At 47.5% G+C, this 22,363-nt stretch carries 20 protein-coding genes; 18 read left to right on the plus strand and 2 right to left on the minus strand.

Annotation, left to right across the window (positions count from 1 at the left end; genetic code table 11):
- Positions 1–44 precede the first annotated feature (44 nt).
- The 17 genes from uvrC (at position 45) to ACMP1L_RS04855 (ending at position 18,420) form a co-directional block, all read left to right on the plus strand.
- On the plus strand, positions 45–1,928 hold the full coding sequence (uvrC, locus tag ACMP1L_RS04775) for an excinuclease ABC subunit UvrC (RefSeq protein WP_418452164.1): 1,884 nt from the start codon (positions 45–47) through the stop codon (positions 1,926–1,928).
- 100 nt (positions 1,929–2,028) lie between these two features.
- The gene (gene hprK, locus ACMP1L_RS04780) at positions 2,029–2,952 is read left to right on the plus strand and encodes an HPr(Ser) kinase/phosphatase (protein ID WP_118733585.1); all 924 of its coding nucleotides are present in this window, start codon (positions 2,029–2,031) and stop codon (positions 2,950–2,952) included.
- Positions 2,953–3,009: 57 nt separating this feature from the next.
- Positions 3,010–3,918, plus strand: coding sequence for a UDP-N-acetylmuramate dehydrogenase (gene murB, locus ACMP1L_RS04785; RefSeq protein WP_418452166.1), 909 nt, complete (start codon positions 3,010–3,012; stop codon positions 3,916–3,918).
- Between the two features lie 16 nt (positions 3,919–3,934).
- Positions 3,935–4,792: an RNase adapter RapZ gene (rapZ, locus tag ACMP1L_RS04790; RefSeq protein WP_177303466.1), complete on the plus strand. Its 858-nt coding sequence runs from the start codon at positions 3,935–3,937 to the stop codon at positions 4,790–4,792.
- A gap of 63 nt (positions 4,793–4,855) precedes the next feature.
- Positions 4,856–5,821 (plus strand): DNA-binding protein WhiA, encoded by a 966-nt coding sequence (gene whiA, locus ACMP1L_RS04795; RefSeq protein ID WP_118733582.1) that lies wholly within the window; start codon positions 4,856–4,858, stop codon positions 5,819–5,821.
- Positions 5,822–5,867: 46 nt separating this feature from the next.
- Positions 5,868–6,125: an HPr family phosphocarrier protein gene (locus tag ACMP1L_RS04800; protein ID WP_118733581.1), complete on the plus strand. Its 258-nt coding sequence runs from the start codon at positions 5,868–5,870 to the stop codon at positions 6,123–6,125.
- Between the two features lie 114 nt (positions 6,126–6,239).
- Positions 6,240–9,707: a DNA polymerase III subunit alpha gene (locus ACMP1L_RS04805; protein WP_418452167.1), complete on the plus strand. Its 3,468-nt coding sequence runs from the start codon at positions 6,240–6,242 to the stop codon at positions 9,705–9,707.
- A 136-nt stretch (positions 9,708–9,843) separates the two neighbouring features.
- Positions 9,844–10,818, plus strand: a complete 975-nt coding sequence (pfkA, locus tag ACMP1L_RS04810) for a 6-phosphofructokinase (RefSeq protein WP_118733579.1) — start codon at positions 9,844–9,846, stop codon at positions 10,816–10,818.
- 190 nt (positions 10,819–11,008) lie between these two features.
- Positions 11,009–11,350, plus strand: a complete 342-nt coding sequence (locus ACMP1L_RS04815) for a DUF6145 family protein (RefSeq protein WP_418452168.1) — start codon at positions 11,009–11,011, stop codon at positions 11,348–11,350.
- Positions 11,347–12,351 (plus strand): tRNA dihydrouridine synthase DusB, encoded by a 1,005-nt coding sequence (gene dusB / locus ACMP1L_RS04820; protein ID WP_418452169.1) that lies wholly within the window; start codon positions 11,347–11,349, stop codon positions 12,349–12,351. The genes ACMP1L_RS04815 and dusB overlap by 4 nt, the downstream gene beginning before the upstream one ends.
- A gap of 110 nt (positions 12,352–12,461) precedes the next feature.
- The gene (gene greA, locus ACMP1L_RS04825) at positions 12,462–12,947 is read left to right on the plus strand and encodes a transcription elongation factor GreA (protein WP_118733576.1); all 486 of its coding nucleotides are present in this window, start codon (positions 12,462–12,464) and stop codon (positions 12,945–12,947) included.
- Positions 12,948–13,182: 235 nt separating this feature from the next.
- On the plus strand, positions 13,183–15,126 hold the full coding sequence (gene lysS, locus ACMP1L_RS04830; RefSeq protein ID WP_475544516.1) for a lysine--tRNA ligase: 1,944 nt from the start codon (positions 13,183–13,185) through the stop codon (positions 15,124–15,126).
- 222 nt (positions 15,127–15,348) lie between these two features.
- Entirely contained in the window at positions 15,349–15,873 is a 525-nt protein-coding gene (locus ACMP1L_RS04835) for a flavodoxin family protein (protein ID WP_008119059.1), read from the plus strand.
- A 153-nt stretch (positions 15,874–16,026) separates the two neighbouring features.
- Positions 16,027–16,671 carry a zinc-ribbon domain-containing protein gene (locus ACMP1L_RS04840; RefSeq protein ID WP_418452187.1) on the plus strand — a complete coding sequence of 215 codons (645 nt, stop codon included), beginning with the start codon at positions 16,027–16,029 and terminating at the stop codon, positions 16,669–16,671.
- A gap of 209 nt (positions 16,672–16,880) precedes the next feature.
- Positions 16,881–17,123 carry a type II toxin-antitoxin system Phd/YefM family antitoxin gene (locus tag ACMP1L_RS04845; RefSeq protein WP_418452172.1) on the plus strand — a complete coding sequence of 81 codons (243 nt, stop codon included), beginning with the start codon at positions 16,881–16,883 and terminating at the stop codon, positions 17,121–17,123.
- Between the two features lie 72 nt (positions 17,124–17,195).
- Positions 17,196–17,618, plus strand: coding sequence for a Mu transposase C-terminal domain-containing protein (locus ACMP1L_RS04850; RefSeq protein WP_418452174.1), 423 nt, complete (start codon positions 17,196–17,198; stop codon positions 17,616–17,618).
- On the plus strand, positions 17,611–18,420 hold the full coding sequence (locus ACMP1L_RS04855; protein ID WP_418452175.1) for an ExeA family protein: 810 nt from the start codon (positions 17,611–17,613) through the stop codon (positions 18,418–18,420). The genes ACMP1L_RS04850 and ACMP1L_RS04855 overlap by 8 nt, the downstream gene beginning before the upstream one ends.
- A gap of 192 nt (positions 18,421–18,612) precedes the next feature.
- Here the strand turns inward: ACMP1L_RS04855 and ACMP1L_RS04860 are convergent, their stop codons facing one another.
- Positions 18,613–19,470: a DMT family transporter gene (locus ACMP1L_RS04860; protein WP_418452177.1), complete on the minus strand. Its 858-nt coding sequence runs from the start codon at positions 19,468–19,470 to the stop codon at positions 18,613–18,615.
- A gap of 170 nt (positions 19,471–19,640) precedes the next feature.
- On the opposite strand from ACMP1L_RS04860, the gene ACMP1L_RS04865 reads away from it, so the two are divergent.
- Complete coding sequence (locus tag ACMP1L_RS04865) at positions 19,641–20,285, plus strand: TetR/AcrR family transcriptional regulator (RefSeq protein ID WP_418452178.1); 645 nt, start codon at positions 19,641–19,643, stop codon at positions 20,283–20,285.
- 599 nt (positions 20,286–20,884) lie between these two features.
- On the opposite strand, the gene ACMP1L_RS04870 is transcribed toward ACMP1L_RS04865, so the two are convergent.
- Positions 20,885–22,315 (minus strand): transposase, encoded by a 1,431-nt coding sequence (locus tag ACMP1L_RS04870; protein ID WP_418452179.1) that lies wholly within the window; start codon positions 22,313–22,315, stop codon positions 20,885–20,887.
- Positions 22,316–22,363: the final 48 nt, after the last annotated feature.

Raw genomic sequence — 22,363 nt, forward strand, 5'->3', positions numbered from 1 at the left:
CATACGGGCAGCAGAACAGGACAGAACTGCCATCAGGAGGAATTATGTTATTTGACATTGAAGAAGAACTGAAAAAACTTCCTTCCCAGCCGGGCGTATACATCATGCACGATGCGAAGGATGAGATCATCTATGTGGGCAAGGCCATCAGCTTAAAGAACCGGGTGCGCCAGTATTTCCAGAGCAGCCGCGGTAAAACCGCCAAGATCCAGCAGATGGTGTCCCGCATCGCACGGTTTGAGTACATTGTAACCGATTCCGAGCTGGAGGCACTGGTGCTGGAGTGCAATCTCATCAAAGAGCACCAGCCGCGTTATAACACGATGTTAAAGGATGACAAGGCTTATCCGTACATCCGTGTTACAGTGGGAGAGGATTTTCCCCGGGTACAGTTTGCGCGTACCATGAAAAAGGACAGGAGCCGGTATTTTGGCCCGTACACCAGTGCCGGAGCGGTTAAGGATACGATTGATCTGATCCATAAGCTATATAAGGTACGTACCTGCAGCCGTTTGCTCCCGCGGGATATCGGCAAAGACCGCCCCTGCTTAAACTATCATATCAGGCAGTGTGATGCGCCATGCCAGGGCTACATCGGGAAAGAAGAGTACGCAGAGCACATCAGGCAGGTGCTTGAATTTTTAAACGGACATTATGACAATCTGCTGAAACGCCTGGAAAAACAGATGATGGAAGCTGCTGAAAAAATGGAATATGAAAAAGCGGCGGAGTACCGGGATCTGCTTTCCAGCGTGAAGAAGGTGGCGCAGAAGCAGAAAATCACCAGCAGCAGTATGGAAGACCGGGACATCATTGCCATGGCCATGAACGATACCGATGCGGTGGTGCAGGTCTTCTTTGTGCGCGAGGGCAAACTGATCGGACGGGATCATTTCGGCATCCGTATCGGCGCGGAAAAAGACAGCAGTCAGATCCTCACCAGCTTTGTAAAGCAGTTCTACGCCGGAACGCCGTTTCTGCCAAAAGAGCTGTGGATCCAGAGGGAAATCGAGGATATGGAGGTCATTGAGCAGTGGCTCAGTGCCCGAAAAGGCCAGAAGGTCCGCATTGTTGTTCCAAAGAAAGGGCAGAAGGAGCGCCTGGTAGAGCTGGCGCAGAAAAATGCGTCCATGGTATTGCGGCAGGATTTGGAGCGCAACCAGAGGGATGAGATGCGCACCATAGGCGCCATGAATGAGGTGGCATCCTGGCTGGGGCTCACCGGCGTGCGCCGGATGGAGGCTTTTGATATCTCCAACATTTCCGGCTACGAGTCAGTCGGCTCCATGGTTGTGTATGAGGACGGCAGGCCGAAGCGCAGTGATTACCGAAAGTTTCGCATCAGGACCGTTACCGGGCCGAATGATTATGCCTCGATGCGTGAGGTATTAATGCGCCGCTTTACCCACGGACTGGAAGAAATGTCTCAGTTAAAGGAACAGGGAGAAGAACAGAAATTCGGAAGCTTTACCAGATTTCCGGACATCCTGATGATGGATGGCGGGCGGGGACAGGTGAACATTGCACAGGAGGTGCTCGCAGAGCTGGGTCTTTCCATCCCGGTATGCGGCATGGTAAAGGATGACAGCCACCGGACCCGCGGATTGTATTACCGGAATGTGGAGATCCCCATTGACCGGCACTCCGAAGGGTTCCGGCTCATTACCAGAATCCAGGACGAGGCTCACAGGTTTGCTATTGAGTATCACCGGAGTCTGCGCAGCAAGAGCCAGGTACACTCTGTGCTGGATGACATTCCCGGAATCGGAGATACCAGGAGAAAGGCACTGATGAAGCATTTTAGATCGATCGAGGCCGTGCAGGCTGCCAGTGAGGAAGAACTTTCCCAGGTCCCCGGCATGAACCGCGCCGCGGCGGAAAGTGTGTACCGGTTCTTTCACAGCAGCGAAACCTGCCAACGCGGATGACAACCATCCGAATTTATGGTATGATGAACTTATTCTGAAAACAGATACAGCCTGTGGGCTTGAATCGGGCTGAATAAACAAGATAAAGGAGCGGGGCAATATGTACGGAGTAACAATTACAGAACTGATCACAAAGATGAAAATGAAAAATGTACTTCCGGAAATTGACGCAGACAAGGTGGTATTGAGTCACCCGGATGTAAACCGTCCGGCGCTTCAGTTAACGGGCTTTTTTGATCATTTTGACCGGGAGCGTGTCCAGATCATCGGATATGTGGAGCAGGCATACATCAATACCCTGCCGCGCGAGGTGCGGATGGAACGCTATGACAAGCTTCTTTCCAGTGAGATTCCGTGTGTGGTTTACAGCCGCGGCCAGGAGCCGGATGAAGATATGCAGAATCTGTGCCTGCACTATCAGGTCCCTCTGATGGTATCTGAAAAGAGCACCTCTGATCTGATGGCAGAAGTCATCCGCTGGCTGAAGGTCAAGCTGGCTCCGTGTATCAGCATCCATGGTGTGCTGGTGGACGTATTTGGTGAAGGTGTGCTGATCATGGGCGAGAGCGGTATCGGAAAGAGTGAGGCAGCCCTGGAGCTGATCAAGCGCGGACACCGTCTTGTATCCGATGATGTTGTAGAGATCCGCAAAGTCAGTGACGCGACTCTGGTAGGAAGTGCGCCGGATATCACCAAGCACTTCATCGAGCTGCGAGGTATCGGTATCATTGATGTGAAGTCCCTGTACGGTGTTGAGAGCGTAAAAGATACCCAGAATATCGACATGGTCATTAAGCTGGAGGACTGGGACAAGGACAAAGAGTACGACCGGCTGGGCCTGGAGGACCGCTACACGGAGTTTCTCGGCAATCAGGTGGTCTGCCATAACATCCCGATCCGTCCGGGCAGAAACCTGGCCATCATCGTAGAGTCCGCAGCCGTTAACTATCGTCAGAAGAAGATGGGATACAATGCGGCTCAGGAACTGTACAACCGCGTACAGGCAAACCTTGGCAACAAGTAAAAACAGTGCCAGGAACATCGCTTAACAGCAAAAATGAATAAAGGCAGAACAAAAACTATGAAACAGGCAGCAGAAAGACTGAAACAGGCGGTGGGCGCGGGAATATTTCTGACCGATGAGCCAATGAGCCGCCATACCACCTTCCGCACAGGAGGCCCGGCAGACATTTATATTGAGCCATCCGGTGTGGAAGAATTAAAGCAGGTGCTGGATATCTGCAGGGAAGAAAATGTGGCATATACCATCATCGGAAACGGCAGCAATCTGCTGGTGGGCGACGGGGGTTACCGCGGAGTACTGATCTCTTTCGGAAAACCGTTTGCCCAGGTGACAATAGAAGGAGCTCAGGTGAGGACCGGTGCAGGTGCCCTGCTTTCCGCTGTGGCAAAGCAGGTGCTGAACGCATCACTGACCGGCTTTGAGTTTGCAGCTGGGATTCCGGGCACCATCGGAGGTGCCGTGGTCATGAATGCGGGCGCGTACGGCGGAGAATTATGTCAGGTATTAAGGGATGCAACGGTCCTGACTCCGGAGGGAGAGGTGAAAACACTTCCGGCAGAAGAACTGGAACTGGGCTACCGGACCAGCTGCGTCCAGAAAAACGGTTATATTGTGCTGGAGGCAGTGCTTCAGCTGCAGCCGGGAAACGCTGATGACATCCGTGCGGTCATGGATGATCTGGCATCAAAACGCCGTGAAAAGCAGCCATTGGAATACCCGAGTGCAGGCAGTACCTTCAAGCGCCCGGAAGGCCATTTCGCAGGCAGACTGATCCAGGATGCAGGGCTTCGCGGCTTCCGTGTGGGCGGCGCCCAGGTGTCAGAGAAGCACTGCGGCTTTGTGATCAACCGGGATCATGCCACCTCTGCAGATATCCTTTCTCTGTGCAGACAGGTACAGGAAAAGGTGAAAGCGCAGTCTGGTGTGGAGCTGGAACTGGAAGTAAAGCTTTTGGGTGAGTTTTGAGAAACGGAGAAAACAGATGAGACTGGTAATCGTGACGGGAATGTCGGGAGCCGGAAAAACCTCGGCTCTCAAAATGCTGGAGGATCTTGGCTTTTACTGTGTGGACAATCTGCCGATCCCCCTGATGGAGGCATTTGTAGAACTGGTCATGCAGAAGCCGGCAGCCCACGAGGAAGTGGCACTGGGCATCGATATCCGCAGCGGAGAGGAGTTGCCGCAGCTGGAGCAGGTTCTGGAAAACTGGAAAGCGCAGCAGGTGCCTTACGAGATCCTGTTTCTGGACAGCAGCGATGCGACACTGGTAAAGCGCTATAAAGAAACCAGGCGGTCGCATCCACTGGCCGGGAAGGGCCGTGTGGACAGCGGCATCCAGCTGGAGCGGGAAAAGCTTGCGTTTATCAAACAGCAGGCGGATATGATCCTGGATACCAGCAGTCTTCTTACCCGGGAACTGCGCAGTGAGCTGGAAAAAATCTTTGTCCAGGACCGCAGGTATCAGAACCTGTTTATCACGGTGCTGTCCTTTGGATTTAAGTATGGCATCCCGAATGACGCAGATCTTGTTTTCGATGTACGTTTTCTTCCAAATCCCTACTATGTGGAGGCACTGCGCAGCCACACCGGTCAGGAGGCGGAGGTGCAGGCGTATGTCCGCCAGGGCGGTACAGCAGACCGCTTTCTTTCCATGCTGTACGGGATGCTGGATTTCCTGATCCCCAATTATGTGCAGGAAGGAAAGAACCAACTGGTGATCGCCATTGGCTGTACCGGGGGCAGACACCGCTCCGTTACTGTGGCCAATGCGCTGTATCAGCATTTAAGCGGTCTGGAGGAATACGGACTGAAGATTGAGCACCGGGATATCGGACGGTAGCAGGACAATGGTGGATTTCTGTCTCGGAATGCCCGGGCAGAAATCGGAATACAGGAGCAGGATATGTCATTTTCTTCTAAGGTAAAGGAAGAACTTTCAAGGCAGCTTTCTTCGGCCAGACATTGCCAGATCGCGGAGATCGCGGCAATCTTAAGCCTCTGCGGCCGTATCCAGATTTCAGAGAATGACCGTTACCGGGTGAAGATTCACACGGAAAATGAAGCAGTTGCAAGAAAGTACTTTACATTATTGAAAAAAACATTTAATATAGGAATTGATGTCTCCATACGGCAGAGCATCGGGAACCACAGAAACAGGACCTGCACTGTTGCAGTCACTCATCACGAGGATGCCATGCGGGTGCTTCAGGCAGTCAAACTCATCGACCAGTACGGGGAGATTGAGGAAAATCTGTCACTGGCCCAGAATGTGGTTCTTATGCAGAACTGCTGCAAGCGCGCATTCATCCGTGGAGCGTTTCTGGCAGCAGGTTCGATCAGCGATCCGGAAAAGTTTTACCACTTTGAGATTGCCTGTGCTACTGAAGCAAAGGCAAAGCAGATCCAGGGTCTCATCCTTTCCATGGGGATAGAAGCCAAGATCGTGCTGCGAAAGAAGTATTTCGTGGTCTACATCAAAGAGGGAAGCCAAATCGTAGATATTTTGAACGTTATGGAAGCACCGGTTGCCCTTATGGAGCTGGAGAACATCCGCATTCTCAAGGAGATGCGCGGAAGTGTGAACCGGCAGGTAAACTGTGAGACAGCCAATATCAACAAAACGGTATCGGCGGCAGTCAAGCAGATGGAAGATATCATATACATCAGGGATAAGGCAGGATTGGACAGTCTGCCGGATAACCTGAGGGAAATCGCAGAGTTAAGGCTGGCCAGACCGGAGGCCACATTAAAGGAACTTGGAGAGGCTTTGGATCCGCCGGTCGGTAAATCAGGGGTAAACCATCGTCTCAGAAAATTGGGGAGTATGGCAGAACTGCTGAGACAGGAACGGCCGGACACAGGGGTATAAGCAGAAAGAAAACATGCGATCATACCCGAAAACGAGGAGGATAATTATGTTAAAGAAAACAATCACCATTGGGCTTTCATCCGGACTTGAGGCAAGACCAGTAGCTATGTTGGTTCAGATTGCGAGCCAGTTTGACAGTCAGATCTATGTAGAGAATAACAATGCCCGGGTCAATGCAAAGAGCATTATGGGTATGATGACACTTGGCATGGGCGCTGGTGAGGATATTACCGTTTCTGCTGATGGAGGAGACGAACAAGAGGCACTTGACAATATTGAAAAGTACTTAAAGGGTGAAAAGTAAGATCATACCGATCATTTCCCCAAAAGTTGATCTATACAAAAGATGCTGAAGCAGCAGGGTGGAAATAACATTTCCGCCCTGTTTTTGTAAATAAGATATAAAAAGGAGAAAACAGTGGCATTTACACATTTGCACGTCCATACAGAGTACAGTCTGCTGGATGGTTCCTGCAAGATCAAAGAGCTGGCAGCGCGGGCGAAAGAGCTTGGCATGGACAGCATGGCCGTCACCGATCATGGAGTCATGTATGGCGTCATCGATTTTTACCGTGCGGCAAAGGAGGTGGGCATTAAGCCCATCATCGGCTGTGAGGTCTATGTTGCGCCGGGATCCCGATTTGACCGGGAAACTTCAAATGGCGAGGACCGATATTACCATCTGGTCCTGCTGGCAGAAAATGATACCGGATACCACAACCTGATGAAGATCGTATCCAGGGGCTTTGTGGATGGCTTTTATTATAAGCCCCGCGTGGACTATGAGGTGTTAGAAACCTACCATGAGGGCGTGATTGCCCTAAGTGCCTGCCTGGCGGGTGAGGTACAGCGCTATCTGGCCCGGGGCATGTATGAGGAAGCCTGCAGGTCCGCAAGACATTATGAGGATATTTTCGGAAAGGGCAATTTCTTTTTAGAGCTGCAGGATCATGGAATTTCGACCCAGAAAACCGTAAACCAGGGACTTATGCGCATGAGCCGGGAACTGTCCATGGATCTGGTGGCAACCAACGATATCCACTATATTCTCGCGGAGGATGCGGCAGCGCATGACATTCTGCTGTGTATCCAGACCGGGAAAAAAGTCTCTGATGAGAACCGTATGCGTTACGAGGGCGGTCAGTATTACGTGAAATCTGAGGAGGAGATGCGGGCGCTGTTTCCATACGCCCAGGAAGCCATCGATAACACCCATAAGATCGCGGAGCGCTGCAACGTTGAGATCGAGTTTGGCGTGACAAAGCTGCCGAAGTACGAGGTGCCGGAGGGATACGATTCCTGGAGCTATCTGAATAAGCTGTGCCAGGATGGCATGGCGAAGCGTTACCCAAATGATGATGGAACCCTGCAGGAACGCCTTTCCTACGAGCTGGGCGTAATCCACAATATGGGGTATGTGGATTACTTCCTGATCGTATGGGATTTCATTCATTTCGCAAGATCCCACGACATCATGGTCGGTCCGGGACGAGGTTCCGCAGCGGGAAGTATCGTTTCCTACTGTCTGGAGATCACTAATATCGATCCGGTGCGCTATGATCTGCTCTTTGAGCGTTTCCTGAACCCGGAACGGGTATCCATGCCAGATATCGATATTGACTTCTGCTTCGAACGCAGGCAGGAAGTCATCGATTACGTGGTCGAGAAATACGGAAAGGATCAGGTGGTACAGATCGTTACCTTCGGTACCCTGGCGGCCAAGGGTGTTGTGCGGGATGTGGGACGTGTTCTGGACCTTCCGTACGCCCGCTGTGACGCGATCGCAAAGATGATCCCGGGAGATCTCGGCATGACCCTGGAAAAGGCCTTAAAGCAGAGTCCGGATTTGCGTGAGGCCTATCAGAATGATGATGAGGTGCGCTACCTCATCGACATGGCCAAGCGCCTGGAGGGCCTTCCGCGCCATACCTCCATGCACGCGGCCGGCGTGGTGATCGGCCAGCGGGCCATGGATGAGTTTGTTCCGCTTTCCCGCGCATCAGACGGTACCATTACCACACAGTTTACCATGACGACGCTGGAGGAGCTTGGACTGTTAAAGATGGACTTTTTAGGCCTCCGAACCCTGACTGTCATTCAGAATGCGGTGCGTCAGGCAGAGGAAAACTACGGCGTTCATCTGGTTATGGAAGAAATTGATTATAATGATAAAGATGTCCTGGCATCCATTGGCACCGGAAAGTGCGATGGCATCTTCCAGCTGGAGAGTTCGGGAATGAAAAGCTTCATGAAGGAGCTGCGGCCCGAAAACCTGGAGGATATCATTGCGGGGATTTCTCTCTATCGTCCGGGACCGATGGATTTCATTCCGCGTTATTTGAAAGGAAAGAATGATAAGGACTCCATCACATATGAATGTCCGCAGCTGGAGCATATTCTGGGACCGACCTATGGCTGTATCGTCTACCAGGAACAGGTTATGCAGATCGTTCGCGATCTGGCGGGCTATACCATGGGCCGAAGCGATCTGGTGCGCCGTGCCATGTCCAAGAAGAAGGCGGCGGTCATGGAGAAGGAACGCCAGAATTTCGTGTACGGCAATCAGGAAGAAAACGTAAAGGGCTGTATTGAGAATGGCATTGATGAGAAGACTGCAAATCATATTTATGATGAGATGATCGATTTCGCAAGGTACGCCTTTAACAAATCCCATGCAGCCTGCTATGCGGTGGTTGCATATCAGACGGCGTATCTGAAATACTATTATCCGAAGGAGTTCTTCGCGGCACTTATGACCTCTGTTATGGACAATGTGGGTAAGGTGTCGGAGTACATTCTGACCTGCCGCCAGATGGGCATTCGTATCCTGCCGCCTGACATCAACGAAGGGCAGAGCGGTTTCTCTGTTTCCGGTGATGCGATCCGATATGGTTTGTCGGCAATCAAGAGCATTGGACGCAATGTGGTGGACGAGATCATCCGGGAGCGTCAGAATAACGGCCTTTTTACCTCCATTGATGATTTTGTGGAGCGCATGGGCGGCCGTGAGGTGAATAAGCGTACCCTGGAGAATTTCATCAAGGCCGGTGCCATGGATTCTCTTCCGGGCAACCGGAGACAGAAGACCATGATTGCGCCGGAACTTCTGGATCAGAAAAATAAGGACCGCAAAAATGTGCTGGAGGGTCAGCTGAGCCTTTTTGATTTTGCGGCAGAGGAAGAAAAGCAGCAATACCAGATCACCATGCCGAAGGTGCCGGAGTTTCCGAAGGGAGAGCTTTTGGCCTTCGAGAAGGAGACACTTGGCATCTATGTCAGTGGTCATCCGATGGATGAGTATCTTGAAACCTGGAAAAACAGCATTACCGCCAAAACAACCGATTTTATGGTGGATGAGGAGACAGGAAGAGCTGTTGTGGAAGACGGCGCCCGGGCGACCATTGGCGGCATGATAACAGCCAGGACCGTAAAGCTTACGAAGAATGGCCAGCAGATGGCCTTTGTGACTCTGGAGGATATGGTTGGTTCCGTGGAAGTCATCGTCTTCCCGCGGGATTATGAGAATAAGAAGCAGCTCCTGAATGAGGATGCAAAGGTGTTTATCAGCGGACGTACCTCCATTGGGGATGACCCGGCAGGACGGCTGATCTGTGAGCAGGTGATCCCCTTTGACGAGGTTCCGAAGGATCTGTGGCTGAAGTTTGCCGATAAGACCGAGTATGATGCCCGGTGGCCGGAAGTGACGGAAATTCTGAGGGGCTCTGATGGCCATGATACCGTGATCATTTATCTGGAAAAGGAACGGGCAAAGAAGGTTCTTCCCGCAAACTGGCATGTGGCAGCGTCAACAGAAGTGACGGAAAAGCTGATGAAAATAATTGGTGAAAAGAATGTCAAAGTTGTGGAAAAGGGATTGAAAAGATAGAAAAAATGTTTTAGAATACAGTTTGTATGAAAAAAAGTGCATCTATATAAAATAAACGGAATTGAAATCGCGCAGCGCTTTCTGCACGAGACAGAGAGTTCATCGCGAAAACGAAGGGTAACAGGAGGAGACAACTATGGCAAAGCAAGTAAAGACAATCGGTGTCCTGACAAGCGGAGGAGATGCTCCAGGCATGAACGCAGCCATCCGTGCAGTGGTTCGTACTGCCATCAGTAAGGGTATGAAGGTAAAAGGAATCATGCGTGGCTACGCAGGACTTTTACAAGAAGAGATCGTAGACATGAGCAGTACCGATGTGTCCAATATCATTTTCCGTGGAGGTACCATCCTGTACACAGCAAGATGTATGGAGTTTGTAACGGCGGAAGGTCAGCAGCAGGGCGCGGAGATCTGCCACAAGCACGGTATTGACGGCATCGTAGTCATCGGCGGTGACGGTTCTTTCCGGGGAGCCGGTAAGCTGGCAGCCCTTGGCGTTAATACCATTGGCGTTCCGGGAACCATCGATCTGGACATTGCCTGCACCGATTACACCATCGGATTCGATACGGCAGTCAATACCGCCATGGAGGCAATCGATAAGGTACGTGATACTTCTACATCTCATGAGCGCTGCAGTATCATTGAGGTTATGGGCCGCAATGCCGGTTATATCGCACTGTGGTGTGGTATTGCAAACGGCGCGGAGGATATTCTGCTTCCGGAACGTTATGACGGCAATGAGCAGGCTCTCATCGACCGCATCATAGAGAACCGCAAGCGCGGCAAGAAACACAATATCATCATCAATGCGGAGGGTATCGGACATTCTGGTTCCATGGCACGCCGCATTGAGGCAGCAACCGGTATTGAGACAAGAGCCACCATTCTGGGCCACATGCAGCGAGGCGGCACCCCAACTTGTAAGGACCGTGTGTACGCGTCCATTATGGGGGCAAGGGCAGCAGAGCTTCTGTGCGAAGGAAAGAGCAATCGCCTGGTCGCTTATAAGCACGGTGAGTTCGTAGATTTTGACATCCAGGAAGCACTTCAGATGAAGAAGGACATCTCCGAGGAGCAGTTTGAGATCGCAAAGATGCTTGCGAAATAGGAAGCATCATGGAAGCAGGCTGACAGAACAGGATTGCATAATACAATCGAAAAAGAAATTTTCGCCCGGCAGCATATCCGCCGGGCGTGTTTCGTGTTTATGGATATGAGAAAATTTTGACAAATTGCAGCTGCAGATCTGGCGGGTAGATCAGAAGGCAGCAGGAAACAGATTCAGGAGGAAATCGCGGATGACAGGACAGGACGGAAATATCGTTCTTTGTGGTTCTAACAGCTATGAAAAAAAGTATTATTTTAATGAAGAGTTTGACAGCCTCCCGGAGGCAGTGAAGAAGCAGCTTCACGTGATGTGTGTCTGGTTTACGGAGGAATGCGGCGGTATTCTGACCATGGAATTTGAGCCGGATGGCACGCTGGAGTTCAGGCATACCGTTTCAGAGTACGATGGCTACTGCGATGAGATCGGCGCAGACTTAAAGATCAAGCAGTACCGACAGGAGGGGCAGGAGTTCTTAAAGGCCCTGGAACTGTACTTTAAGGTATTCTATCTTGGCGAGGAACCGGAAGCATGAAGCTGAGGATTGGAAATGTAGAGCTGGACAACAACCTGATACTGGCTCCCATGGCAGGCGTTACGGATATGTCCTTCCGGCAGCTGTGCCGGGAGCAGGGCTGTGGACTTCTTGTCACTGAGATGGTGAGTGCAAAAGCCATTCTTTATAAGAACCGTAACACGAAGGAGCTTATGGCCATTGGCGAGGGTGAGCGTCCTGTGTCTTTACAGCTGTTCGGTTCGGATCCGGAAATCGTCAGTGACATTGCCCACCAGGTGGAGGACGGGCCTTATGACATCATTGATCTGAACATGGGATGTCCGGTGCCGAAGATTGTCGGAAACGGTGAGGGCTCTGCCCTGATGAAGAATCCGAAGCTGGTGGAGGAGCTGTTATCTGCACTGGTGCGAAAGGTACACAAGCCGGTCACGGTCAAGTTCCGCAAGGGCTTTGATGACGATCACGTGAATGCCGTAGAGATTGCGAAGATTGCTGAGAGCTGTGGTGTGGCTGCTGTGGCGGTGCACGGACGGACCAGAGAACAGTATTATTCCGGCAGGGCAGACTGGGATATCATCCGTCAGGTGAAGGAAGCTGTGAAAATTCCGGTCATCGGAAACGGAGACATCTTTGAGCCGCAGGATGCGAAGCGGATGTTAGAGGAAACAGGCTGTGACGGCCTGATGATAGGCCGCGGTGCAAGAGGAAACCCATGGATTTTCAAACGGATCCAACATTATCTGGAAACCGGGGAAGTGCTTCCGCCGCCTGGACCGGTGGAGGTGGGAGAGATGATCCTGCGCCACACTCGGATCCATGTAGCCTTTAAGGGTGAGTATATTGGCATGAAGGAGATGCGTAAGCACATTGCCTGGTATACTGCAGGGCTTCCGCATTCTTCCTCGATCCGCAGAGAATGCAATATGCTGGAAACAGAAGAAGAACTGGTGGAGCTGCTGAAACAGCACGGGATGCTTGACAAGGAAAGTGCTTTCAAGTATAATATTCAGAATGTATGATCACAGGTTCCGGGGGTTAGCTCAGACTGTGGTTTCAGGTGCCAAAATAACTGCTTCGGAGGCGGAGGTTCCGCGCGGCGGCAGTGTAAATAAGGAAGGAAATGAGTGTCATGGCAGATAGCAAGAAACACATTTTAACCTATGAAGGTTTAAAAAAGTATGAGGATGAGTTACAGGATTTAAAAATCCATCGCAGACAGGAAATCGCGCAGAAGATCAAAGAGGCGCGTGAGCAGGGCGACCTGTCCGAGAATGCTGAGTACGATGCAGCCAAGGACGAGCAGAGAGACATCGAGCTGCGTATTGAAGAGCTGGAGAAGCTGTTAAAGAACGCAGAGGTTGTAGACGAGGACGAGATCGACTTAGACAAAGTAAGCATTGGCTGCCAGGTAAAGGTATACGATGTAGATTTTGATGAAGAGATGGAGTTCAAGATCGTTGGCTCAACCGAGGCAAACAGTTTGCAGAACAAGATTTCCAATGAGTCTCCGGTAGGCGCAGCACTGATCGGCAAGAGCGTTGGCGATGTTGTCGATGTAGAGACTCAGGCCGGCGTGCTTCAGTACAAGGTTCTGGAGATCCGGAGAGTATCATAAAAACAGTATTCTGTTTTATTAATTTATAGAAGAAAAGATGTAACTGTTCAGTAGGTCTGCGCATTTACTGCGCTGACCGTAAGAAAACATAGGCGGGTAGGCAAAAATCCCATTGCCGCAGGCAATTTTTCATGGATTTTTGCTCGTGACTGTGAAGGTACTGAACAGTTACGAAAAGATGTAACTGTTTGCACCGTGTGTGAACAACAACAAGAACGAAGGAGTAAGGGAAAAGATGGCAGAGCAGCAGAACGCAAAGCAGCAGAATGCGAAGGAGCCGGACCTCAACCAGCTTCTGAAGGTTCGCCGTGAAAAACTGGCAGAGCTTCAGGCAGCAGGCAAGGATCCGTTCCAGATCACAAAGTATGACGTAACCGCACACAGCGAGGACGTAAAAGCAGACTATGCAGAATGGGAAGGCAAAGAAGTATCCATCGCAGGACGTATGATGTCCAAGCGTGTTATGGGTAAAGCATCCTTCTGCAATGTTCAGGATTTAAAGGGCAACATCCAGTGCTACGTTGCGCGTGATGACCTGGGTGAAGAAGCATACAAAGACTTCAAGCGTATGGATATCGGTGATATCGTGGGCATTAAAGGTATCGTCTTCACCACCAAGATGGGTGAGATCTCAATTCACGCAACCTCCATGGTGCTGCTCTCCAAGAGCCTGCAGATCCTTCCGGAGAAGTATCACGGTCTGACCAACACGGACGTGCGTTACCGTCAGCGCTATACAGACCTGATCATGAACGAGGACGTGAAGAAAACCTTCGTGATGCGTTCCCGCATCATCAGCTGCATCCGCCGTTACTTAGACGGACAGGGCTTCTTAGAGGTAGAAACCCCGATGCTGGTAGCAAACGCAGGCGGCGCTGCTGCAAGACCGTTTGAGACCCATTACAACGCACTGGATGAGGATGTAAAGCTTCGTATTTCCCTGGAGCTGTACTTAAAGAGGCTGATCGTAGGCGGCATGGAACGTGTATACGAGATCGGCCGTGTATTTCGTAACGAGGGCCTTGATACCCGTCACAATCCGGAGTTCACCCTCATGGAGCTGTATCAGGCATACACCGACTACTACGGCATGATGGACTTAACCGAGAATATGTTCCGTCATATCGCGAACGAGGTTCTGGGCACCACCACCATCCCATACGCAGATGTTGAGATTGACTTAGGAAAGCCGTTTGAGCGTCTGACCATGGTAGATGCGATTAAGAAATATGCAGGAGTTGACTTCGACGAGATCCAGACCACCGAAGAGGCTAAGAAGCTGGCAGATGAGAAGGGCGTTCACTACGAAGACCGTCATGTGCGCGGCGATATCATCAACCTCTTCTTCGAAGAGTTCGTAGAAGAAAACCTGATCCAGCCGACCTTTATCATGGATCATCCGGTAGAAATCTCACCGCTGACCAAGAGAAAGCCGGATAAACCAGAGTATGTAGAACGCTTCGAGATGTACATCTACGGACGTGAGATGTGTAACGCATACTCCGAGTTAAACGACCCGATCGACCAGAGAGAGCGTTTCAAAGCACAGGAGGCTGCACTGGCAGCCGGTGATGACGAGGCAAACACCACCGATGAAGACTTCATGAACGCACTGGAGATCGGTATGCCTCCGACAGGCGGTATTGGTTACGGTATCGACCGTCTGGTAATGCTGTTCACCAACAGCCCGGCCATCCGTGACGTATTACTGTTCCCGACAATGAAGTCACTGGATGCTGACAAGAAGGCAAATAAGACTTCCGAAGCAACTCCGGCAGAGGCTGAAAAAACAGTTGAGAAGATTGATTTTTCCAAAGTAAAAGTTGAGCCATTATTTGAAGAAATGGTTGATTTCGATACTTTCAGCAAGTCTGATTTCAGAGCTGTAAAGGTAAAAGCATGTGAAGCAGTTAAGAAATCCAAGAAGCTGTTACAGTTCACTCTGGATGACGGAACAGGCACAGATCGTACGATTTTAAGCGGTATTCACGCTTATTATGAGCCTGAAGAACTGGTTGGAAAGACTCTTATCGCTATCACAAATCTTCCGCCGAGAGCAATGATGGGCATTGAATCTTGTGGAATGCTTCTCAGTGCAATTCATGAGGAAGAGGGCGAAGAAAAACTTCATCTTCTGATGGTTGATAACCACATTCCAGCAGGTGCAAAGCTCTATTAAGATGATGTAAAGATGTCCCGTTTTACCAAACAGACGGGACGTACTTCATTTGATAAAAAACTGAAAAAACAGCGATTTACATCAAACTTACATCATTTGATGCAGAAATCAGTGCAGGCAAGAAAAAATCGCATAATTAGTACAAAGAGTGGGCAATTCCAATCGGGATTGCCCATTTTTAAAACAAACAGAAATACAAATCGGAAGTTGGAGGATACACGCATGAAAATTGTAATCATTAATGGAAGTGCCAGAAAAGGAAACACGCTGACAGCAATCAATGCATTTATAAAAGGAGCATCAGAAAAGAATGAAATTGAAATCATTGAACCTGACAAACTCAACATTGCACCATGCAAGGGATGTGGTGTCTGTCAATGCTCTAAGGGATGCGTCGATAAGGATGATACAAATCCTACAATTGATAAAATTGCTGCCGCAGATATGATTCTTTTTGCTACACCAGTTTATTGGTGGGGAATGTCAGCACAATTGAAACTTATCATTGATAAGTGCTACTGCCGTGGATTGCAGTTAAAAAATAAAAAAGTTGGCACGATTGTTGTAGGCGGTTCTCCCGTAGACAGTATCCAGTATGAGCTGATTGATAAGCAGTTTGACTGTATGGCAAAATATCTTTCATGGGATATGCTTTTCAAAAAATCATATTACGCAACAGCCAGAGATGAACTTGAAAAAAACAAGGATTCCATGAACGAACTTGAGGGGATCGGAAAAAATTTATAAAGCACGTTCCAAATTCAAGTTTGTCAACTTGCCCTTTGAGAGAGGAGAAATCCTTTTCTCAAAGGGCTTTTTCTATTTATACGGATATTCGCAAACTACAAGATAAAGCCAAAACTTCATATACTCTAAGCACAAGGAGGTTGAGGTTTGGCTATGAACAACAGTTTAACAGAAGTACATCCGGAGCTTGTTTCGGAGTGGTCGGAGAAGAACTTACCGTTTACACCTAATGACATTACTTTCGGTTCAAATAAAAAAGTATGGTGGAAAGGTGCTTGTGGTCACGAATGGCAGACAAGCGTTAAGGCTCGTTCCAATGGAGAAAAATGCCCGATATGTTCCGGTGCGAGAGTGATTGCAGGGATTAACGATTTGGCGACATTAGAGACATTATTGGTAAAGCAGTGGTCGAAAAAGAATAAGATAAAACCGACAGAGGTTTCTATTGGTTCTCATAAGAAAGTGATTTGGAGATGTGAGAAAGGACACGAGTGGGAAACTGCCGTTAAGAGCAGAACAATAAATAAAACAGGTTGCCCGTATTGTTCCCATAATAAAGTGTTGGCAGGATTTAATGACCTTGCAACGCTTCTGCCGGATATAGCAGCCGAGTGGTCGGACAGAAATTATCCGTTACTTCCAACTCAGGTTACGGTCTTTGCCAATCGTAAGGCTTGGTGGAAGTGTAAGGATTGCGACAGAGAATGGAACACCCTTATTTCTACCCGTTTCAGTATGAACATGAATAATAGAAAAGGCGGTATTTCATACCGCCCTATTATTTATATTTTTTCGTAGATAGCTGCACTTGTGTTATTAGCCTTGTTAAATGCTGGTTTACCACTTTTAGTTACAAAAGATGAATGGAGATTAGAGAAAGGGCTGCTTTTTGCAAATATCAGAAAAGATGGAATTTCGTTACGGTAATCGAAAAAACGAAAAATAAATAGGTTGTATTCTAGCTAGAATAGTAATATAATATAAATGAAAGAGAGGTGTTTATAACTATGACAATCGATACAAACACAATGATTTCTATCACAGAAGCGAATCAGAATTTTTCTAAAGTAGCTAGAGTAGTAGACGAACATGGAACGGCTGTAATTTTGAAGAATAATGTTCCTAGATATCTGGTTATTGATTTCAGCAAAGCAGAACAAACGAAAGTAGCGTCTACAGAAGATGTCCTTTCTGTATCAGAACGATTGATTCAGAAAAATATGGAAGCGTATGAGGTGCTTGCGAAATGAAAACCCTGAGTAAGCCGCAGATTCTTATGCTTCACGAAAAGTTGATCGAAGTAACCGGCGGCAGCAACGGCATTGCAGGAATTCAACCGGGATACCAGACCACTGACCTTCCTTGATGTGTCTGTTGTCGCGGAGGCATTTCTGCATCATGAGAACCGCAAAGTAGATAATGGCGGATGCATCAGTTTCCGCGGCAAAAAGTATGAGACAAAGCCAGCTCTGATTGGACATACCGTAGAGATTTCCTACGATCCAATGGCTCCGGATACACTGACAATACGATATCCAGGTATGGAACCATTTGCCGCCGCACCACTGCAGATAGGCTCTTATTGCAGTCAGGAACAGGCAATACCGGCAAGCATGCTTCCGGTGCAGCCGGAAACGTCGCGCCTTCTGGACGCACTGGAAAAGAGACACCAGGAATCGAAAGAACGACTGGCAGATGCTATTTCCTATGCATCACTGAGGAAGGAGGAACAGAGCCATGTATGAGCAGTTCTTTGACATGAAGCACACGCCTTTCACGAGAAACGTACCCGCAGATCAGTTGTTCGAAAGTCAGGCTATGAGGGAAACCCTGGGGCGCCTCTGTTATGCTGCTGACCGACAGCTCTTTGCCGTTGTAACTGCAGAGCCTGGATGCGGAAAGTCCACTTTGATCAGGAGGTTTTACGAAGAACTTCCCAAGGAAAAATATATCGTGCTGTACCTGTCGGATTCAAAGCTGACACCTAGATGGTTCTACAAAGGTCTGCTAGATCAGCTTGGCCTGGAATCCCGCTTTTATCGTGGTGATTCCAAGCGGCAGCTTCAACAGGAGATTGAAATCATCCGTGGTGTGCGCCATCAAAAGGTGGTCTGCATTCTTGATGAAGCACATCTGCTGGAGAAAGAAACACAGGAAGAGTTCCGTTTCCTGCTGAATTACCGTTTTGATTCCATGAGTCCAATGGTCGTGGTGCTAGTCGGCCAGACAGAACTTTGGGACAACAAGCTGAAACTTCAAAAGTACTCAGCAATCCGGCAGCGCATCGACATGTACTGTACGTTGCCACATCTGGACCGAGCTGAAACAGAGCGGTACATAAACAGCCATCTAGAATACGCAGGATGTACACAAACGATATTTACCGAGAAAGCACTTGATGAGGTCCATCGCATTTCAACCGGTATCCCAAGAATGATCAACCGTGTTTGCGAAAAGACGCTCATGTATGCTTTTCAGAAGCAAAACCGCCTGATTGATGATTACATGGTGAAGTACGTTGCAGAGCATGAACTCATTAATGGGTAGGTATTGGCCGGGGCATGCGCCCCGGCATCCACAAGCATCTGGATGACAACAATAAGAGCAGGTCAGTGACAAGTCGGAAAAGCAAGCCAGTGACAGCTTATGAAATCAGCAACAATAATATAAGCATAACCGTTTTTAGGTTAGGATGTACGATTGCTTTGTGATGATTCAATAATAAAACCTCTTTGAAGGTTAAGCATTTTTTGTAATTTTAGTGCATGTTGCAGAGAACTTAGCATCCAGATACATCCCCACAAGAATAATGATTAAGCCGATCAGGACTGGAACAGAAGGGTATTCGTTTAAAAATAGGAATACCCATAAAGGACCGAGAATCAATTCCCATAGTGAAAAGATAGATGCTTTTTGGGCAGATACATGCTGAACACCGAGATTATAAAAACCATATCCACATGCTGTCTGAACGCTCCCGAGAAGCAGCATGTACCCCCAATCCCTTAGGCTCATCTGGGTAATTTGGATTGAGGAGGCGGGAAAGAGCAGAAAAAATAGAAGGCCGGTAAAGATATTGGCGATAGCAGTGAGACCAAGAGGATTATTTCCAGCCGCCTTTTTTGAACTAACTGTCATAGCAGCAAAAAACACTCCTTCGCTCAGGGCAATCAGATTGCCTGTAAAGGTATCAGAATTTGTTCCTGAACTCATAAAAAAAACTACGCCTATTATGATTACGCAGATAGGAAAAAAATGTTGCCAAGCGAAAGATTTAGTTTTAATCCAATTAAGTATAAATAGCCAGATTGTAGCGGTGTACTGCATTCCAAGAGCTACTGGAGAGGAAGTCAGACCCAGAGATACGATTATAGCCAAACATAGCGCTGCATAAGAACATACATATAAAAGCATCCAACCATTCCAGTTCAACTGTTTAGGCCGGATAAAGGCTGCTAGAGCTATGGACGCGATAATGGAGCGTACACTAACAATAAGCAGCGAATCTAGATTGAGAAATTTAACAATAGGTGCATTCAAACTCCAGAAGAGTGCGCCAAGGAAAACAAGAGTCTTTCCGGAAACTGAGCTGAACATAAAATCCCTCCTTATTTTTAAAATCATGATTGCAAATTAATCGTGATTAGATTGTAATGAAAGAGGATAAATTTGTCAACAGTATTCTTACATGTATATTGTGAACCTGAAAAATGGAATGGTTTTTTATTTGGATAATTATAACTATATAATACGAGGAGGCATATTTTATGGATATCAAACGCAAGCGAATCATGATTTATTTTATCGAGGCTACACAGAAACTTATCCGGACAGAAGGGATGGATAGCCTGTCCATACGAAAAATTGCGAATACCGCAGGCTATAACAGTGCTACGCTATACAATTATTTTTATGATTTGGAGCATCTGATCATGTTTGGTTCAGTATGCTATCTGAGAGAGTATGTATTAGCTTTGGCAAGCTCACTTAATTCGGAGATGACTTCTAAAGAGCGTTTTCAAACAATTTATCATTGCTTTAATGAAATTGCTTTTCAAAACCCGGATATTTTTTATCATATGTTTTTTGGTCGCTACAGCTCATTGCTGGGAGAAGTTCTGCACACCTATTACTATGAATTGTTTCCGGATGAATTAGATGGACTTGGCGAACCGATGAAAAGGATGATGGTTGCAGGTACTATGCGGGAACGAGATTCTGTGACAATGCAGGCAATGGTAGAGGATGGATTTGTGGCTTTGGAGAAAAAGGATATGACACTGGATCTGATAATTGCAGTCCATCAAAGTTTTCTTTATCAGGCATACATTCAGAACGGTGAGTTGGATATTGAGAAACACAAACAGAAGTTTAATCAATTATTTGAATATCTTTTGGAGGCTGCAAAGTAAGTGGTTAAAGGGTGAATTTTTTTATAAATATTTAGCATCTTTGGCAAAGCAATGTAGAACTTGAATCGCGGAAATCCGGAACTTTCGGAATCATAAGATTCGATTATTTAAAAATATACTGATAACCGCTAACTTTCAGGAGTAACAGGAAGTTAGCGGTTTTTTATACATTGTCAAAGATACTATTAACAGATATAAAAATGGATTGACAAAAAGTATATATTAGACTACAATCATGAATATAACAAAATCGTGATTATAAGTCAGCTATGATTACATGCTGAAACAGTAAAAAGGAATTATTGTTGCACTGGGATTAGCGGCTTGGGGTTTTCATAAAATTAAATATGCTTTGTATTTTTTACGGTGAAATGGTTTGTAAAGTTCTATGTACCTTATTACATTTTACAAATGTATAAAAATTAAGTGGATTATAGGTAATTGTTAAATAAAATTCTCCTGGAATGTGGATAACTCATCCGCTATATAAGGAGAAAAAAGGTCACTATTCAGAATTGTTTCTGAATTGACATACAACATTCGATTTCAGAGTATATTTTACTAAGCCTCGAAAAGAACTATGACAATTGAATACTTTTTCAGGCAATTAATGGTTTGAGACTCCGGATGTATTGTGGACAATTCATTCGGCTTGCGATGATGACAGTAAACTGACTGGCGATGCCTGCCAGAAAGACATCTGCTTTTGTAGTGATGTGATTCCGGGTTTTTCGTCCCGCTACGCACATATTGATTTTAAAGTGATTGATGGCACGTTCTACGATGGTTCTGATTTTGTAAAGCCGATTCCATTCTTCCGTATCCCGTTGGAGACCTGGGAACATGCGGAAGCTCATGTTTTCGTTTGTATAAGTAGTGCGGCCTTTCTTTGCGGTACTGCATGGCTCCTTGCAGAGACAATGCCATTGACCGTTTTTGTACTGCATTTTAGGGCAACCCCATTTGATGCGGTCAGAACGACCGGATTCTTTGGTGACTCCCAGATGCTTCATGGCGAGGGAATTATCGTTCGGACAGGTCGGATAGCCATAATCGTTATACCCGACTTCCTTAAGTGTGCTTTCATTTCTGGGGTTGTAAGGAATCAGGGCTTTTGAGAAATGAAATTCATCTTTTAAGAATCCATAGATGTCATAACTGTCAAAAGCGGAGTCCCCCAGGAAAGTGACTGGATGAAAATCAGGATGCCGGGCAAAAAAATCAGAAAGAACCGGCTTAAGTGAAGAGGAATCGCCAATGGATTTATCCACGTCCGGAGAGTCAGACTTCTTATTTACGATGAGTTCAGGGTGCTGCTGTTTAAAATCATCGTCTAAGAAAGCGATATGTCGGATGATACCAAGCCCGTTGGTGAGTATGGCAAATTTATCAGCATAGCAGAAATGTCCATTGATATAGAGCTGTTTAGCATCCGGGCAGGCGGCAGCCTGCGAAGGCATAAGAGCGTAAGCCATCTTGTAAGGATCGACATCGGGATTGTCCTTGTAATAGGCTTTGAGCTTTTTGATGAGGGCATTGAGGGTTTTGGGGTTATTTTCGGTAACATAGAGTTCAATGCCAGAGGTGTCAAAAGTAAGCATCTGAGCAAGGGAAGCATCGATAGCGTGGCAGATGGGCTCTGTATAATCGACCATGCGTTCAAACATCAACTCCAGAAAAGGGAAAAAGTCCTGTTTGAAGCGTGTGAAGAGCGGAGCATCAAGAACTTTGGAAAACCCGCAGAAATCCCGTAATTCCCTGCAAATAGATAGCAGAAGGATAAGCAGGGAATCGGTAGGGAAGGAAAAAATCTTCTGTAGAATAAGCGCACAGAGAAAACCATGCAAAGGATAGATGCGCTTCCGACCGAGAGACTGATAAAAAGCAGAAAAGAACTCTACCGGAATAAAATCATGAAGATTCATGTGCTCAGATAAAAGTCTGAAAAAAGAAGGGGTATCGTCAATGAACATATCCTGACAGGAATCAAAGGTTTCTTTTAAGGAAATCTGATGATATTTAGTAGCCATAAATTTTCTCCTCGTTTGTGTGTAAGGTGGTTTGTCGTGATTCTATTT

The sequence above is a fragment of the Ventrimonas sp. genome (genome assembly GCF_048380235.1).
Classification (GTDB): Bacteria; Bacillota; Clostridia; order Lachnospirales; family Lachnospiraceae; genus Brotaphodocola.

Excerpts from the sequence above, each read along its gene's own strand:
- murB (WP_418452166.1), top strand. The coding sequence starts at position 3,010 with ATGAAACAGGCAGCAGAAAGACTGAAACAGGCGGTGGGCGCGGGAATA.
- dusB (WP_418452169.1), top strand. The coding sequence starts at position 11,347 with ATGAAGCTGAGGATTGGAAATGTAGAGCTGGACAACAACCTGATACTG.
- pfkA (WP_118733579.1), top strand. The coding sequence starts at position 9,844 with ATGGCAAAGCAAGTAAAGACAATCGGTGTCCTGACAAGCGGAGGAGAT.
- rapZ (WP_177303466.1), top strand. The coding sequence starts at position 3,935 with ATGAGACTGGTAATCGTGACGGGAATGTCGGGAGCCGGAAAAACCTCG.
- ACMP1L_RS04865 (WP_418452178.1), top strand. The coding sequence starts at position 19,641 with ATGGATATCAAACGCAAGCGAATCATGATTTATTTTATCGAGGCTACA.
- ACMP1L_RS04840 (WP_418452187.1), top strand. The coding sequence starts at position 16,027 with ATGAACAACAGTTTAACAGAAGTACATCCGGAGCTTGTTTCGGAGTGG.
- greA (WP_118733576.1), top strand. The coding sequence starts at position 12,462 with ATGGCAGATAGCAAGAAACACATTTTAACCTATGAAGGTTTAAAAAAG.
- uvrC (WP_418452164.1), top strand. The coding sequence starts at position 45 with ATGTTATTTGACATTGAAGAAGAACTGAAAAAACTTCCTTCCCAGCCG.
- ACMP1L_RS04800 (WP_118733581.1), top strand. The coding sequence starts at position 5,868 with ATGTTAAAGAAAACAATCACCATTGGGCTTTCATCCGGACTTGAGGCA.
- lysS (WP_475544516.1), top strand. The coding sequence starts at position 13,183 with ATGGCAGAGCAGCAGAACGCAAAGCAGCAGAATGCGAAGGAGCCGGAC.
- ACMP1L_RS04870 (WP_418452179.1), bottom strand. The coding sequence starts at position 22,315 with ATGGCTACTAAATATCATCAGATTTCCTTAAAAGAAACCTTTGATTCC.
- ACMP1L_RS04860 (WP_418452177.1), bottom strand. The coding sequence starts at position 19,470 with ATGTTCAGCTCAGTTTCCGGAAAGACTCTTGTTTTCCTTGGCGCACTC.
- ACMP1L_RS04855 (WP_418452175.1), top strand. The coding sequence starts at position 17,611 with ATGTATGAGCAGTTCTTTGACATGAAGCACACGCCTTTCACGAGAAAC.
- whiA (WP_118733582.1), top strand. The coding sequence starts at position 4,856 with ATGTCATTTTCTTCTAAGGTAAAGGAAGAACTTTCAAGGCAGCTTTCT.
- ACMP1L_RS04835 (WP_008119059.1), top strand. The coding sequence starts at position 15,349 with ATGAAAATTGTAATCATTAATGGAAGTGCCAGAAAAGGAAACACGCTG.
- ACMP1L_RS04815 (WP_418452168.1), top strand. The coding sequence starts at position 11,009 with ATGACAGGACAGGACGGAAATATCGTTCTTTGTGGTTCTAACAGCTAT.
- hprK (WP_118733585.1), top strand. The coding sequence starts at position 2,029 with ATGTACGGAGTAACAATTACAGAACTGATCACAAAGATGAAAATGAAA.
- ACMP1L_RS04845 (WP_418452172.1), top strand. The coding sequence starts at position 16,881 with ATGACAATCGATACAAACACAATGATTTCTATCACAGAAGCGAATCAG.